This window comes from Streptomyces sp. NPDC008086, from assembly GCF_042957325.1.
Taxonomy (GTDB): Bacteria; Actinomycetota; Actinomycetes; order Streptomycetales; family Streptomycetaceae; genus Streptomyces.
In genome coordinates, this window is the sequence record NZ_JBIBIA010000001.1 from 652,326 (window position 1) to 666,654 (window position 14,329).

13 protein-coding genes and 1 riboswitch are annotated in these 14,329 nt (G+C 72.3%); of the genes, 10 read left to right on the forward strand and 3 right to left on the reverse strand.

The annotated features are described in order from the left end of the window. The first annotated feature begins 400 nt into the window (after positions 1–400). The 8 genes from ACFZBP_RS02915 to ACFZBP_RS02950 all read left to right on the forward strand — a co-directional run bounded on the left by ACFZBP_RS02915 (position 401) and on the right by ACFZBP_RS02950 (position 9,437). On the forward strand, positions 401–703 hold the full coding sequence (locus ACFZBP_RS02915) for a hypothetical protein (protein WP_391409510.1): 303 nt from the start codon (positions 401–403) through the stop codon (positions 701–703). 65 nt (positions 704–768) lie between these two features. Beyond that, complete coding sequence (locus ACFZBP_RS02920; protein ID WP_391409511.1) at positions 769–1,080, forward strand: metalloregulator ArsR/SmtB family transcription factor; 312 nt, start codon at positions 769–771, stop codon at positions 1,078–1,080. 332 nt (positions 1,081–1,412) lie between these two features. Then, positions 1,413–1,620: riboswitch (cobalamin riboswitch) on the forward strand. A 12-nt stretch (positions 1,621–1,632) separates the two neighbouring features. Beyond that, a complete protein-coding gene (locus ACFZBP_RS02925; RefSeq protein ID WP_391409512.1) occupies positions 1,633–2,700 on the forward strand; it encodes an ABC transporter substrate-binding protein in 1,068 nt (355 codons plus the stop codon). Then, positions 2,697–3,767: an iron chelate uptake ABC transporter family permease subunit gene (locus ACFZBP_RS02930; protein WP_391409513.1), complete on the forward strand. Its 1,071-nt coding sequence runs from the start codon at positions 2,697–2,699 to the stop codon at positions 3,765–3,767. Before ACFZBP_RS02925 ends, ACFZBP_RS02930 begins: the two co-directional genes overlap by 4 nt. Next, complete coding sequence (locus ACFZBP_RS02935; RefSeq protein WP_391409514.1) at positions 3,764–4,582, forward strand: ATP-binding cassette domain-containing protein; 819 nt, start codon at positions 3,764–3,766, stop codon at positions 4,580–4,582. Before ACFZBP_RS02930 ends, ACFZBP_RS02935 begins: the two co-directional genes overlap by 4 nt. 174 nt (positions 4,583–4,756) lie before the next feature. Then, positions 4,757–6,256, forward strand: a complete 1,500-nt coding sequence (locus tag ACFZBP_RS02940; protein ID WP_391409515.1) for an ABC transporter substrate-binding protein — start codon at positions 4,757–4,759, stop codon at positions 6,254–6,256. Positions 6,257–6,348: 92 nt separating this feature from the next. Beyond that, complete coding sequence (locus tag ACFZBP_RS02945; RefSeq protein WP_391409516.1) at positions 6,349–8,145, forward strand: ABC transporter permease subunit; 1,797 nt, start codon at positions 6,349–6,351, stop codon at positions 8,143–8,145. Further along, on the forward strand, positions 8,142–9,437 hold the full coding sequence (locus tag ACFZBP_RS02950; protein ID WP_391409517.1) for an MFS transporter: 1,296 nt from the start codon (positions 8,142–8,144) through the stop codon (positions 9,435–9,437). Before ACFZBP_RS02945 ends, ACFZBP_RS02950 begins: the two co-directional genes overlap by 4 nt. 19 nt (positions 9,438–9,456) lie before the next feature. On the opposite strand, the gene ACFZBP_RS02955 is transcribed toward ACFZBP_RS02950, so the two are convergent. Beyond that, positions 9,457–9,675 (reverse strand): hypothetical protein, encoded by a 219-nt coding sequence (locus ACFZBP_RS02955; protein WP_391409518.1) that lies wholly within the window; start codon positions 9,673–9,675, stop codon positions 9,457–9,459. Next, on the reverse strand, positions 9,650–9,874 hold the full coding sequence (locus ACFZBP_RS02960) for a cation transporter (RefSeq protein WP_391409519.1): 225 nt from the start codon (positions 9,872–9,874) through the stop codon (positions 9,650–9,652). Before ACFZBP_RS02960 ends, ACFZBP_RS02955 begins: the two co-directional genes overlap by 26 nt. Before the next feature lie 331 nt (positions 9,875–10,205). Here ACFZBP_RS02960 and ACFZBP_RS02965 point away from each other — a divergent pair, with 331 nt between their 5' ends. Next, on the forward strand, positions 10,206–10,892 hold the full coding sequence (locus tag ACFZBP_RS02965; RefSeq protein ID WP_391409520.1) for a hypothetical protein: 687 nt from the start codon (positions 10,206–10,208) through the stop codon (positions 10,890–10,892). A 228-nt stretch (positions 10,893–11,120) separates the two neighbouring features. Next, entirely contained in the window at positions 11,121–12,644 is a 1,524-nt protein-coding gene (locus ACFZBP_RS02970; RefSeq protein ID WP_391409521.1) for a PepSY domain-containing protein, read from the forward strand. Positions 12,645–12,705: 61 nt separating this feature from the next. Here the strand turns inward: ACFZBP_RS02970 and ACFZBP_RS02975 are convergent, their stop codons facing one another. Next, positions 12,706–14,118, reverse strand: coding sequence for a short-chain fatty acyl-CoA regulator family protein (locus ACFZBP_RS02975; RefSeq protein ID WP_391409522.1), 1,413 nt, complete (start codon positions 14,116–14,118; stop codon positions 12,706–12,708). Between the last annotated feature and the right edge of the window lie 211 nt (positions 14,119–14,329).

The window sequence follows — 14,329 nt, forward strand, 5'->3', positions numbered from 1 at the left end:
ATCGGCGTGAAACCTGGCCGGCCTCATCGCGGGCGCGGGCGGCTCCATCGACCCCGTCCTCGCCGCCCTGCTGCACAACACCAGCAGCATCGCCGTGGTCGCCAACTCCGCCCGCCTGGTGGGCCACACCCCGCACCTGCCGAGCGACACGGCCGGACGGCTGCGGGCCGCGCCGCTCGAGGAGCGGCGAGTGCGCTGACGCGGATTCCCGTCAGCCTTCTTTGAACCCAGAGCGTGGCCGCAGCTGCTCGCCCGCATCGGGCTCGACCCTCGACGCCCGGAGTTGACCAGTACTCCACACCGAACCAGTAACACATGCAGCAATCGCTATATGTTAATGTCGCCATGCACTGACCGCTGCGAGAGCCGCGGGCGCACAACCACGCACAAGGAGCACTCCATGGCCACCGCAACCGAGCACCGCACTCACGACGACCACGCACACACCCACGGCGAAGGCTGCGGCCACGTCGCTTTCCCGCACGGGGACCACACGGACTACGCGCACGACGGCCACGTCCACCGGGTCCACGGGGACCACGTCGACGAGTGCGCGGAGACCGGCCACGCCGTGCACGACGGCCACGACCACCAGCACGGCGAGGGCTGCGGCCACGTCGCCGTCCCGCACGACGACCACACCGACTACGTGCACGACGGTCACCGTCACGCGGCCCACGAGGGACACTGGGACGACCACTGACACCTCGCACACCGAAGCGGCCAACCGCCGCACTGGAAATCATTGCCATATGCTAATGTCTGCATATGGCAACGAGTTCCCCTCCCCCGGCGGACGAGCCGCTACAGACCCTGCAGGCCGCAAGCGACCTGCTGCGCGCACTGGCGTCGCCCGTCCGGCTGGGCATCGTGCGCGAGTTGGCCGACGGCGGGAAGTACGTCCACGAGCTGGTGACCGCCCTCGGCGTCAGCCAGCCCCTGGTCTCCCAGCACCTGAGGGTGCTGCGCACCTCCCGGATCGTCACCGCCCGGCGCGAGGCCCGCGAGACGCGCTACCGCCTGACCGACGACCATGTGGCACACATCGTGCTGGACGCCATTCGGCACGCACAGGAGTAGCAACGTCCAGACGCGGCAACATCTCGAGGGCCGCCCGGCTTCCCGCCGGGCGGCCCTCGGCACCTGGGCAAGAAGGGGCGCTGAGTTCTTCGACGTACCCGCCGACACACACGCACATGCCGCCCCCCGCTCGACTGAGTCTCTTACGCCGGCGGATCACCCGGGCCACGGCCCTTGCGTCGGGGCGCTGGGCGACCGGCCTCCGGAGGTCAGGCCCGCCATGGATTGCGCCCCCGCGCCACGGTTCCTCGGAAACCGCGTGTGACCTGCCCAGTCCGATGCCCGGCGACCGGGAGTACCGCGGGCACTTCTCGGCGGAGTGGGTAAGGTCATGGTAACTTCCGGGCGCCAGTCGCACTTGTGCACACGGACGTCCGCGTGCACGGGCCAGGGAATCCGGTGGGAGTCCGGAACTGACGCGCAGCGGTGAGGGTGACGGGCGGGGCGACAGCCACTGGAACCGGGCATGGCCGGCTCTGGGAAGGTGCCCCGTCGGAATGATCCCGAGTCCGAAGACCTGCTGGCAGCCGACCGTCCGAACGGGCCCCGCGCATGGGCCCCGACGCCCAGGAAGTCACTGTGCAGTTGTCACGTCCCGCCCGCTGTTCCCTTCTGCTCCTGACCGGGGCGCTGTTGCTGTCCGCCTGCGGCTCGGGCTCGTCGTCCGACGGGTCCGGGAAGTCCGCCGAAGCCGGTGCCCGGGCCCTCACGCTCGACAACTGCGGGGAGAAGGTGACGGTCAAGGCCCCACCGAAGCGGGCGGTGTCCCTGAACCAGGGCACCTCCGAGATCATGCTCTCCCTCGGGCTTGCCGACCGGATGGTGGGCACCGCCACCTGGACCGACCCGGTCATGAAGGGGCTGGAGAAGGCCAACGCGAAGGTGCCCCGGCTCGCCGACAACGCCCCGTCGTTCGAGAAGGTCCTGGACGCCGAGCCGGACTTCGTCGCGTCCTCCTTCGCCTCCACCCTGAGTAAGGGCGGGGTTGCCCCGCGCGAGAAGTTCGGGGAGCTCGGGGTGCCGACGTATCTCTCGCCGGCCGACTGCGAGGGCAAGGACAACAGCGGCGACGGTGACGGCTCACGGACGAAGCCGCTGGCCATGGACACCGTCTATCGCGAGGTGCGTGAACTGGCCCGGATCTTCGGGGTGCAGGAGCGCGGCGAGAAGCTGGTCACGGAGCTGAAGGGCCGGGTCACCAAGGCCACCTCCGGGATCGACGCCGAGGACACCACGATCCTGTACTGGTTCGCCAACCAGGAGTCCCCCTACATGGCGGGCTGCTGCGGCGCGCCCGGCATCATCACGAACACGCTCGGCGCGAAGAACGTCTTCGACGACAGTGAGCAGGAGTGGCCCCAGATCAACTGGGAGACCGTCGCCGACCGCAACCCCGGCGTGCTGGTCATCGGCGACCTCACCCGTAAGTCGCAGACCGCGGAGACCGCCGCGAAGAAGATCGCGTTCCTGGAGTCCAACCCGGCGACCCGGAACATGGACGCGGTGAAGAAGAAGCGGTACGTGCTGCTCAGCGGACAGGCCATGAACCCCACGATCCGCACCGTCGAGGGAGTCGAGAAGGTCGCCGCCGCGCTGCGCGCGTACGGACTCGGCGGATGACCACCGCTCTGCGCAAGCCCGCGGCCCGGCCGCCGCGGGCTGCCGCGGGCACCCTGCGGACCGCGGCCGGCCTGGGCGCCGGGCTGGCGGTGCTCGCGGCGTCCGTCGCCGTGGCCGTCACCATCGGCCCGGCGGACATCGGCGTCGGCGACGTCTGGTCCGCGGTCGCCTCCCATCTGGGATGGGGCACGGCGGAGTTGTCCCCGATCCGGGACGGCATCGTGTGGAACCTGCGGCTGCCGCGCACCCTGCTCGCCGCGGTGTGCGGAGCCGGCCTCGCCGTGTGCGGGGCTGTGATGCAGTCGCTGCTGCGCAACCCGCTCGCCGACCCGTTCGTCCTCGGGGTCTCCTCCGGAGCGTCGACCGGCGCCGTCGTCGTGGTCGTCCTCGGTGCCGGAGGCGGTGTCCTGTCCATCTCCGGGGGCGCGTTCGTGGGCGCGCTCGGCTCGTTCGCGCTCGTGCTGCTGCTCAGTCACACCCTCGGCGGGACCACGGACCGGGTGGTGCTGTCCGGGGTGGCCGCCATGCAGCTGTTCTCCGCGCTGACCTCGTTCGTGGTGATGACGGCTGCCGACGCGGAGACCACCCGGGGCGTGCTGTTCTGGCTGCTCGGGTCGCTCAGCGGGGCCGGCTGGAGCGAGGTGTGGCTCTGCCTGGCCGTCCTGGGACTCGGGCTGGTGGTGTGTCTCGGGTACGCGCGCACACTGGACGCCTTCGCCTTCGGCCAGGACGCGGCGGCAACCCTCGGCGTCGCGGTCGCCCGAACCCGGCTGGCGCTGCTGTGCGTGACCGCGCTGCTGACGGCCGCTCTGGTCGGCGCGGCGGGCGCGATCGGCTTCGTCGGGCTCGTCCTGCCGCACGCCGCACGCGCCCTCGTGGGCCCCGGGCACGGCCGCCTGCTGCCTGTCACCGCGCTGGCCGGGGCGGTGTTCCTGGTGTGGGCCGACACCCTGGCCCGTACCGTCCTCGACCCTCAGGAGGTACCGGTGGGCGTGGTGACCTCGCTCGTCGGCGTCCCGGCGTTCGTTCTGGTCCTGTACCGCACGAGCAGGAGGAGGACGCGATGACCTCCGGTACGGATGAGAAGGCGGTCGCGGCGCGGTTGTCCACCCTCGCCGCCGACCGCGTCAGCCGCTCCATCGACGGGCGGCTGATCCTCGACGGTGTCAGCGTCGCCCCCCGCCCCGGCTCCGTGACCGGGCTGCTCGGCCCCAACGGCTCCGGGAAGTCCACATTGCTGCGGCTGCTGTCCGGCGTCCTCGCCCCCACCTCCGGGGTCGTCACCCTCGACGGACGCCCCATGCCCGACTGGGGCCGCCGTCCCGTAGCCCGGCGCGTCGCCGTCGTCGAACAGCAGGCCGACACCCTCGTCGAGTTGACCGTCCTCGACGTCGTGCGCCTCGGCCGCATCCCGCACCGCCGCGCCTGGACACCCGCGACGGAGGCGGACGAGAACGCCGTACGCACCGCCCTGGAGCGCACCGGCCTGACCGACCGCGCCGACCAGCCCTGGCACACGCTCTCCGGCGGCGAACGCCAGCGCGTGCAGATCGCCCGCGCCCTCGCCCAGGAACCCCGGGAACTGCTGCTGGACGAACCGACCAACCACCTCGACATCCACCACCAGCTCGACCTGCTGCACCTCGTCGCCGAACTGCCCGTCACCAGCGTCGTCGCCCTGCACGACCTCAACCTGGCCGCCATGTACTGCGACCAGGTCGTCGTCCTGCGGGACGGACGGGTGGTGGCCGCCGGCACCCCGGCCGCGACCCTCACCGAGTCCCTGATCGCCGACGTCTACGGGGTACGGGCGACGGTGACCCGTCCCGGGTCCGGCGACCGGCCGCACATCCGCTTCCTGGGGACGGCCGCCGGGAAGTGACGGTTCTGGCCCACGCGCACCCGCACTCGCCCGGCGGGAGCGGCGTCCCGCACTTCGAGATTGACCTTGTTCAAAAGAAAACGATATTCATATACTCCACGTTCGGTGCCGAACCTGGAAAGACCGCACAGGACCAGCACAGAGAACGACCCAGCACACAGAACGACGAGGACCATGAGACTCTGCCGCCGTCGGCTGATAGCCGGCCTGCTGCTCACGCCAATGCTCTCCGGCTGTTTCGCCTCCTCCGGCGACGACTCGTCGTCCTCGGGCTCGGCCGACGGCGCACGCCTGCGCGTCGCCCTCGCCTTCGCTCCCACCGAGAACTACTCGCCGTTCGGGCAGGACGCCATGCTCCTTGCCCGGCTGGGCGTCACCGAGGGGCTGACCAAGCTGGACGCCAACGGCACCGCGGTCCCCGCGCTCGCCGAGTCGTGGAGCAGCGAGAACGGCGGCAAGAGCTGGGTGTTCACCCTGCGGGAGGCGAAGTTCCAGGACGGTGAGGCCGTCACCGCGAAGGCCGTCACCGCCGCCCTCACCGCCGTCGGCAAGGCCGACCCGGCCCCCTCCGCCCTCTCCGATGTGAAGCTCACCGCCAAGGCCGTCGGCGAGAAGCAGGTCCGTGTCGACACCGCCGAGGCCGACCCCGTACTGCCGCTGCGGCTGTCCAACCCGTCCCTCGCGGTGTTCGCACCCAAGGCGTACGAGAAGAACGGCACGGTGAACGTGGTCGGCACCGCCACCGGCCCCTTCGAACTCACCAAGACCACGGGTGACACGACGGCCACCCTGGACCGGTACGACGACTACTGGGGCGGACGCGCCCAGGCGTCCGGCATCGACGCGAAGTTCGTCTCGGACGGCACCGCTCGCGCCAACGCCCTGCGCACCGGTGATGTCGACATCGCCGAGTCCCTCCCCGTCGCCCAGGTCGCCTCCTTGGACAAGGACACCGTCCACGAGATCAACACCGCCCGCAACACCAGCCTGTACCTCAACACCAAGTCCGGCGCCTTCACGGACGCGGGACTGCGGGCCGCCGCACGCGAGGCGATCGACACCTCGGTCATCGCCAAGGGCGCCTACGAGGGGTACGCCGTGCCCGCCCAGGGCCTCTACGGGCCGGCCCTGCCCTGGGCGGCCGGCAAGCGGACCGAGCCGACCGGGCGGGTGAAGGCGACCGACCCCGAGGGCAAGAGCATCACCATCGCCACCTACACCGACCGGCCCGAGATGCCGGAGGTGGCCCAGGTGCTGCAACAGCAGCTGCAGAAGGCCGGTTTCAAGGTGAAGCTGGAGGTGCGTACCTACACACGCCTCGAAGGCGACATGATGGCCGGGAAGTTCGACGCCGTCGTCTACGGCCGCAACATGATGCTGGACACCGGCGACCCGGTCACCGTCCTGGGCAGCGACTACACCTGCGACGGCTCCAACAACCTGTCGTTCCTGTGCGACAAGAACGTCGACAAGCTGGTCGCCGCCGCCGAGGCCGAGTCCGACACCGCCAAGCGGCAGGACGCCGCGCTGAAGGCGGAGGCCGCCATCCTCGGCACCGACGCGGTGGTCCCGCTGGTGCATCTGAAGCTGGTCACGGGCATCGCCAAGTCCGTGCAGGGCGCGCTGCTCGACCCGTACGAGCGCGCCCTCATCGGGACGGGGACCCGGCGCTGAAGACCGTTTCTCACCGCTCGGCCGCCCTGCGCGCCCTCGCGCGCGGCGGCGGCCCCGCGCTGCTGTGGCGGGCCGCGCTCACGGCCGCCCTGGTGTGCGGGATCGGCCTGCTGCCCTGGCTGTCCCGCACGGACCCCGCGCTGACCGTGCTCAGAGCCCGGTCGGCCGAGCGTGACCCGACGCCCGAGACGCTGCGGGCCATCCGGGACCAACTCGGCCTTGGTGACGGCCCGTTGCCGCTGCTCGGGCGCTGGCTGGGCGGACTGCTGCGCGGGGACGCGGGCACCTCCTGGGTCTCCGGCACCGAGGTGCTGCCCGCCGCCGCGCAGGCCCTCGCGGCGTCCCTGCTGCTGATGTCCGGGGCCCTCGCCGTCGCTGTGGCCACGGCCGCCGCGGTGTGCGCCCGCACGCTGTGGCTCGGCTCGCGGCGACGCCTCGGTGACCGCACGCCCGGTGGCACCGCCACGGCCGTGCTGGCCGCGCTGCCCGAGTTCCTCCTCGCGTCCGTGCTGGCCTCCGTGATCGGCGTACAGCTGGGCTGGCTGCCGGCGCTCGGCTGGTACGGGCCGCAGTGGATGGTGCTGCCCTCACTCGCCCTCGGCCTGCCCGCCGGGGCCGTGCTGGGGCGGATGCTGGACGACATGCTGCCCGGCGCGTTCGCCGAACCTTGGGCGCTGGCCGCCGCCGCACGCGGCGTACCCCCGAAGTCCGTGGCCCGACAGGCGCTACGGCGGTGCGTGCCCGGACTCCTGCCCAACCTGGGCCTGTTCGTCGTCGGCCTCACCGGCGGATCGGTCGCCATCGAGCAGATCTTCGACATCCCCGGCCTCGGCCGGCTCACCCTGCGGGCCGCTCTCGCCCAGGACCTGCCCGCGCTGCAGACCGGCACGCTCGCCCTGGTACTTCTCGCGGCTCTCGCCGGCATCCTCGCCCGGCTCGCGACCCGGTGGCTGATCGGGCCCGCGCTGCGCGACGGGGCCCTGCACTCCCTGCACCGGCCCACCCCACCCGCGCCCCGCGTCCTGCCCCTGTTGTACGGGGCACTGCTCGTCGGCGTCATCGCCCTCGGCCTGCCCCGCGACCCGCTCGCCCTCGACACCGGCGCCAAGCTCCAGGCCCCGTCCGTCGCGCACCCGTTCGGCACCGACGCCCTCGGCCGCGATCTGCTGGCCCGCATCGCGCACGGGGCGCTGAACACCCTCGCCATCGCCCTCGCGGTGAGTGCGGCCGCACTGGTGGCCGGCGTGCTGCTGGGACTGCTGCCCCGACTGTCCGCCCCGCTCGTCGACACGGTCAACGCCGTACCCGCCGTCCTGGCCGGTCTCCTCGTCACCGGCATCGCGGGCAGCGGCCCGTGGACCCCGGCACTCGCGGTGGCCGTCGTCGCCTGGTCCCCGCTGGCCACCCACACCTCCGCCCTCCTCCAACAGGAGCGCGCCACCACCCATCTCACCGCCACCCGGGCCCTCGGCGCCGGACGCTGGTACCTCCTCTGGCACGAGCTGCTGCCCGCCGTCCTGCCCCCGGTCACCCGGCACGCCCTGCTCCGGCTGCCCGGCATCGCCCTCGCCCTGGCCGCCCTCGGCTTCCTCGGCCTCGGCGCCCAGCCGCCTTCCCCCGAGTGGGGCCTGCTGCTCGCCGAGAACCAGCCGTACGCCGAACGTGCCCCCTGGGCCGTCCTCTTCCCCGCCGCCGTCCTCGCCCTGCTGGGGGCGCTCGCCGTGACCGCCGCGGGCGGCATACGCCTGCCCCGGCGACGGAAGCGGCCGGCAAGCCCGTCCGGAGCACCCGGCGAAGCCGGGAGGGCCGTGCCCGAGCCGGAGCGGCAGCCGAGCCGCCCGGTGGCCCCCCTGACCCCCGTGCCCACCTCACCGGCGGAAACCCCATGACGGACCTCATCTCCCGTGCCCTGACCCGCCGAGCAGCCCGCGCCTTGCGGGACGGGACGCCCAGAGCCCCGCGCGAGCGGACCCGGAAGCTCTGGAAGGACCTGTCACCGCTGCTGCGGCTGCTGATCCTGACCCAACTCGCCTTCAACATCGGCTTCTACGCCGTACTGCCGTTCCTCGCCGAGCACCTCGGCACGGCGATCGGCATGGCGGGCTGGCTGGTCGGCTTCGTCCTCGGCCTGCGCACCTTCAGCCAGCAAGGGCTGTTCGTGGTCGGGGGCTGGCTCGTCGACCGGTACGGCGTGCGCCCCGTCGTCCTGGCCGGCTGCGTGCTGCGGATCGCCGGGTTCGCGTGGCTGGGGTACGCGGAGGCGACGTGGGCGGTGATCGGCGCGGTGCTGGTGATCGGTTTCGCCGCCGCGCTGTTCTCCCCGGCCGTGGAGTCCGAGGCGGCCCGCCAGGCCGTCGTCTGGGAAGAGGAGGGCCACGGCTCCCGGACCCGGGTCCTGGCCCTGTTCAGCGTGGCGGGCCAGGCAGGCGCCTTCGTCGGGCCGCTGCTCGGCGCGCTGCTGCTCGCCGTGGACTTCCGCACCGCCTGCCTCGCCGGAGCCGGAGTCTTCGTCCTCGTCCTCGCCGGGCACGCCTGGCTGATGCCCCAGCACATCCCCGGCCGCATCCGCACCCGGGAGCGCGGCGGGGCGCGCGTACTGCTGCGCAACCGCCGCTTCCTCGCCCTGTGCTGCGCCTACGGCAGCTACCTGCTGGCCTACAACCAGCTGTACCTCGCCCTCCCGGACGAGGTACAGCGCGCGGCGGGCTCCCAGGCGCCCCTGTCCTGGCTGTTCGCCCTCTCCTCCCTGCTGGTCGTCTTCGCACAACTTCCGGTCACACGCTGGGCGGGCGACCGGCTCGACCTGCGCCGCTCCATGGCTGCCGGGCTGTTGCTCATCGCCGCCGGCTTCGCGGTCGTGGCCGCCGCGCGCCCCGCCGGGTGGACGGGCCTCGCCGGGCTGCTGCCCGCGGCGGCATACGTCGTCCTGCTGACCCTCGGCCAGATGCTGGTCGTGCCCGCGGCCCGCGCCTGGGTGCCCGACCTGGCCGCCGAGGGCCGCCTCGGCCTCTACACCGGCGCGCTGTCCTCCGTCTCCGGCCTGATCGTCCTCATCGGCAGCTCGGCCACCGGCTCACTCCTCGACCTCGGCCTCCCGCCCGCCGTGCCGTGGCTGGTCCTCGCCGCCGTACCGGCACTGGCGGTGGCGCTGCTGCCGCCCGGGCGACCGGCCACACGCTGACGCCGGGGTTCCAGGGTGCTCAGTCCTGCTCGGAGAGGCTGGGCCTTCCTTCGTGGTGGACCAGCCGGCCCAACTGCTCGACGCGGGCGCGGGGCATCAGGGTCCACATGCCGACCGTGCGGCGCAGGGCGGCAGAGTGCCAGAGCGTCGTCCAGGCGTCGGGGGTGTCGAGGAGGCAGATGCCGAACTTGATGTGCGTCCCACCCGATCGGTCAGGCAGGCATGGCCGACGCAGCACCGGTCACCTCGAAGCCCTCCTCCACGATCGCGGCGCGTACGGCAGCGTCGCCCAGGGCCTCGCCCGTCACGGTGACACGGCCGGCCGGGACGTCGACATCGACCCCGGTGCGCCCTGCGACCTCGACGACCTCCTCGGTGATGCTCTCCGCACAGTGGCCGCAGCTCATGCCGGACACGGTGTAGGTCTTCTCAGCCATGCGGATGCTCCTGTCCTCGCCGCTTCTCGGTGACCGCGGGAATCGCGTGCCGTGGTGTGCGCGGGGCGAGTGCGCCCCGTTCACCGTCCCAGCGCGCTGAACGGCGGTCGGCGGACTGGTGCGGCGGATTTCGGTCACGGTAGGCTCTGCCAGCCCTTGCCACACGCGCCGCTCCCTCACCCGACTGTGGGCGGGCGCACGGGCTCGGACACGCGCATCGTCCCGACCGCAGTCGACGATCACCGTGGCCGGAAATGAACAGTCACGGAGTCGCACACGTATGGGTGCGACAAGAAGCGGGGGCAGCCCGGCGAACACGCGAGGAGGAGCGATGGCTGACCGTGGCCTGCTCCGCGCCTCGCGGGTGGCGGTGTTCAGCCTGGTGTGCGTGCTGCTGGCCGCCACCGGGCACGGCATGGCTGCCGGGCATCATCCGCCGCTCGCACTGCTGGCCATCGGCGGCATCGCTGTCGCGGTCACGGCCGGCCGCCTCGCCGGGCGCGAGCGCTCCCTGGTCCAGATCGGCGGCGCGGTCACGGTCACGCAGGGCGCGCTTCACCTGCTGTTCGCCCTGGCCGGTCCCGCCCGTACCGGCACTGCGCCCTCCGCACACCACGATGGGCATGCCGGACACATGTCGCATGCGGAGCACCACGCCCCGGCAGCCGCGACAGGAGCCACCGGGGCAGGTGCCGAGACGGTCGGCATGGCCCTGGACGCCGCCCATCCAAGCCCCTTCATGCTGCTCGCGCACCTGGTCGCCGGGCTCGGTGCCGCCTGGTGGCTGCGCCTGGGGGAGGCCGTGGTGTGGCGGCTGTGCCGTCTGCTCGGCGCGCCCGTTTCGGCCACGCTCCGCGCCTTGAACCTGCTGCGGCGGTGGGCACGGCACCGGGCGGTGCTGTCCCGGCGTCGTGTGGCGCGTCAGTGCGGCGCCGCGGACCACCATGTGCCCTTCGGCACCCGAGTACTGGAACACGCACTCGCCCGGCGCGGGCCGCCCCTGCTGTTCACCCGCTGATCCGGCCGGACCGAGGGTGCCCCGCGCACTGCTCGCCCGGCCGGTGTTCTCGCCGCGCATGCCCCGGGTTCGCCCGGCCGCACGCGTCGGCTCTCACGGGCATGCCGTGTACTCCCGCAGCCCCGCCCATGGTGACGGGGCCGGTGGACCGCGCGCGCCCGTCCAGCAGTGAACAGCAACCCGGTTCCCCGCAGTGGGACGGGCTGACTCCAGGAGCTGAGCCCTTTCATGAGCACCACGTCCGAAGCCTCCCCCGACGAAAACCCACCCGCCGACTCCTCCGACGCGAGCCCACCAGCCGCACAGACCGCTACCGATGCGCTGCCGACCTCCGCGGCACCGGCGAAGAACGGCGGCGCCGACGGTCGTACCCGTTCCGGCTGGTGGCCGCTTTTGACCCGGCTGCACTTCTACGCCGGCATCCTGGTCGCCCCCTTTCTGCTGGTCGCGGCGCTGACCGGGCTGGCGTACACCGCCGTGCCGCAGCTCGACCAGCTCGTCTACGGCGACCAGTTGCGGGTGGAGCGGGTCGGTGACGAGCCCAGACCGCTGACCGAGCAGATAGCGGCCGCCCGCAAAGCCCACCCCGAGGGCACCATCGCCTCGGTCGTTCCGCCCGACGAGCCGGACCACACCACCAAGGTCGTGCTCTCCGTCCCCGAACTCGCCGAGCAGGACAAGCAGCGCACCGTCTACGTCGACCCCTACACCGCCGAGGTACGCGGCGCCCTGACGACGTGGTTCGGTTCGACACCGCTGGCCACCTGGCTGGACGACCTGCACCGCCATCTCCACCTCGGTGAGACGGGCCGGCTCTACTCCGAACTTGCCGCGAGTTGGCTGTGGGTGCTCGTCCTGGGCGGTCTCGTGTTGTGGTTCGGACGCCGCCGCACCTACGCGGGCGGCTCGAAGCGGAACACCGTACTCCCGGAACGCGGGGCGCGAGGGGTGCGCCGCAGCCGCAGCTTCCACGCGGTCACCGGGGTGTGGATCTCCGTCGGCCTGCTCGCCCTCAGCGTCACCGGCCTGACCTGGTCGACGCACGCCGGGGAACGCATCACCGACCTGCGGACCTCGCTGAGCGCCTACCCGCCCGAACTGGACACCACCACCGCGTCCGCCGGGACCGGCACCTCGGGACACGACCACTCGGGCGGCGAGAGCACCGGCGAAGACGCCACGGAGGGCGGCCTGCCGGAAGGGCTGAGCATCGACCGGATCCTCGACAAGGCCCGTGACGCGGGCCTCGACGGTCCTGTGGAGATCAGCACCCCCGCCGACGACAAGAGCACCTGGACCGTCGCCCAGACCGACGGCCTGTGGCCGGTCCACAAGGACCAGGCGGCCATCGACCCGCACAGCGGCGAGGTCACCTCGCGTGTCGACTGGGCGGACCATCCGGTGCTCGCCAAGCTCAGTACGCTCGGTGTAGCCGCCCACATGGGCACCCTCTTCGGCCTGGCGAACCAGATCGTCCTCGCGGTCATCGCGCTCGGCCTGACCGTGGGCATCGTGCTCGGCTACCGCATGTGGTGGCAGCGCAGGCCCACCCGGGCCGACCGCCGCGCCTGGGTGGGCCGTCCGCCCGCGCGCGGTACCTGGCGGAAGCTGCCCTGGCCCGCCCTTGCCGTGGTCGTGCCGCTGACCATCGCCGTCGGCTGGGCGGTTCCGCTGCTGGGCTGGTCCCTGCTGGGCTTCCTCGTCCTGGACGGTGTGCTCGGCCTGATCCAGCGGCAGCGCGCCACTCGTTAGGCCGCGGGGGCCTGACCTTCCGTCGGGCCGGTACGTCCGTGGGGTGGGCCGAGATCTCGGCCTACCCCCGGGCCCCGTCGTTCCCGACCGGATAGGGCACGAAGGTGCTGCTGTTCTGGTCGATCAGCAGCGGACGCCCCAGCGGTGGCGCGGCCCGCTGGGAGCAGCCCACGCGCTCACAGACCCGGCAGCCCATGCCGATCGGAGTCGCGGCGGAGGCGTTGGCGAGGTCGAGCCCGTCGGAGTAGACGAGGCGGTGGGCGTGGCGGATTTCGCAGCCGAGCCCGATGGCGTACGTCTTGCCGGGCTCGCCCCAGCCGCCGCGGTGCCGGGTGACGGCGCGGGCGGTCCACAAGTACCGTTGCCCGTCCGGCATTTCGGCGGTCTGGACGTGGATGTGGCCTGGTGAGGTGAACGCCTCGTAGACGTTCCACAGGGGGCAGGTGCCGCCGGCCCGGGAGAAGTGGAAGCCGGTCGCGGACTGCCGCTTGGACATGTTGCCGGCCCGGTCGACCCGGACGAAGGAGAAGGGGACACCGCGCAGCCGGGGGCGCTGGAGGGTGCTCAGGCGGTGGCAGACGGTCTCGTAGCCGAGTCCGTAGCGGTCGGTGAGCCGCTCGATGTCGTAGCGCACCTCCTCGGCGGCCGTGTGGAAGGCGGTGTACGGCAGGATCAGCGCGGCGGCGAAGTAGTTGGCGATCCCGATCCGGGCCAGCGCGTGAGCCTGCGAGCCGGGTTCGAAGTCCTCCGCAGCCAGCTGGCCCAGCTCCTCGCCGTGTTCCAGCAGCGCTAGCTGGGTCGCCATGCGGAAGGCGCGCTGACCGGGCCGCAGTCTCGACGACAGATGGAGGGTGCGGCTTCGCTGGTCGTAGCGGTGCAGCCGTTCGCCGGACTCCGCGGCGAGATGGATGCCGTGCGTCCCCGCAAGTCTCCTGGTGAGGGCGCCGATCACCTCACCTGGCCGGATACCGATCTCCTCGGCCAGGTGCTCGGCGGCCAGGTCGGTGTCGTGGAGGTAGTTCTGGCGGCGGTAGAAGAAGTCGCGGATCTCCTCGTGGGGTGAGGGCGAGGCTTCTCCCTCACCGCCTCGGCCGTCCGCCGCCCCGGCCAGGCGCTCGGCCAGCCGCTGGTTGTGGCGCCCCAGGTCGAGCAGGACCTGCGCGACCGCGGGCATCCGCGAGGCCAGTTCGGCGAGGTCGGACGGGGAGACCCTGGAAGCGGCGATCTCCCCGGTCAGCGCCTCGCGCAGGTCGGCCACCAGGCGAGCGGTGTCGCGCTCTGAGAAGAAGGCGGCATCGACGCCGAAGGTCTCCGTGAGCCGCAGCAGGACGGGCACGGTGAGCGGGCGGGAGTCGTGCTCCATCTGGTTCAAATAACTCGGCGAGATACCCAGGACGCGGGCCAGCTCCGCCTGGCTCATACGGCGCTCCTCACGCAGCCGCCGCAGCCGCGCACCCGCGTACGTCTTGCTCATCCGCACCCCTTTGGACCTGGCGTCCCGACCCGGTCAGCGTACGGGACGAACCCGCCACTCAGACCTTCGCAAAGTTGGCAATCCGCGGCGAGAAGATTCGCAAGAGTTGGCATTGATCCAAGGTTGATGGCACTCAGTGCCAGTGCCAGAGTTTCACTGCGGCCCGCCGGACCCGGCCGAAACCGCCCGGAACCGGGGCACGATTCACTGC

Bases quoted from the DNA above. Each gene is read 5' to 3' on its own strand.
- ACFZBP_RS02915 (WP_391409510.1), top strand. From the start codon at position 401: ATGGCCACCGCAACCGAGCACCGCACTCACGACGACCACGCACACACC.
- ACFZBP_RS02920 (WP_391409511.1), top strand. From the start codon at position 769: ATGGCAACGAGTTCCCCTCCCCCGGCGGACGAGCCGCTACAGACCCTG.
- ACFZBP_RS02925 (WP_391409512.1), top strand. From the start codon at position 1,633: ATGGGCCCCGACGCCCAGGAAGTCACTGTGCAGTTGTCACGTCCCGCC.
- ACFZBP_RS02930 (WP_391409513.1), top strand. From the start codon at position 2,697: ATGACCACCGCTCTGCGCAAGCCCGCGGCCCGGCCGCCGCGGGCTGCC.
- ACFZBP_RS02935 (WP_391409514.1), top strand. From the start codon at position 3,764: ATGACCTCCGGTACGGATGAGAAGGCGGTCGCGGCGCGGTTGTCCACC.
- ACFZBP_RS02940 (WP_391409515.1), top strand. From the start codon at position 4,757: ATGAGACTCTGCCGCCGTCGGCTGATAGCCGGCCTGCTGCTCACGCCA.
- ACFZBP_RS02950 (WP_391409517.1), top strand. From the start codon at position 8,142: ATGACGGACCTCATCTCCCGTGCCCTGACCCGCCGAGCAGCCCGCGCC.
- ACFZBP_RS02960 (WP_391409519.1), bottom strand. From the start codon at position 9,874: ATGGCTGAGAAGACCTACACCGTGTCCGGCATGAGCTGCGGCCACTGT.
- ACFZBP_RS02965 (WP_391409520.1), top strand. From the start codon at position 10,206: ATGGCTGACCGTGGCCTGCTCCGCGCCTCGCGGGTGGCGGTGTTCAGC.
- ACFZBP_RS02970 (WP_391409521.1), top strand. From the start codon at position 11,121: ATGAGCACCACGTCCGAAGCCTCCCCCGACGAAAACCCACCCGCCGAC.
- ACFZBP_RS02975 (WP_391409522.1), bottom strand. From the start codon at position 14,118: ATGAGCAAGACGTACGCGGGTGCGCGGCTGCGGCGGCTGCGTGAGGAG.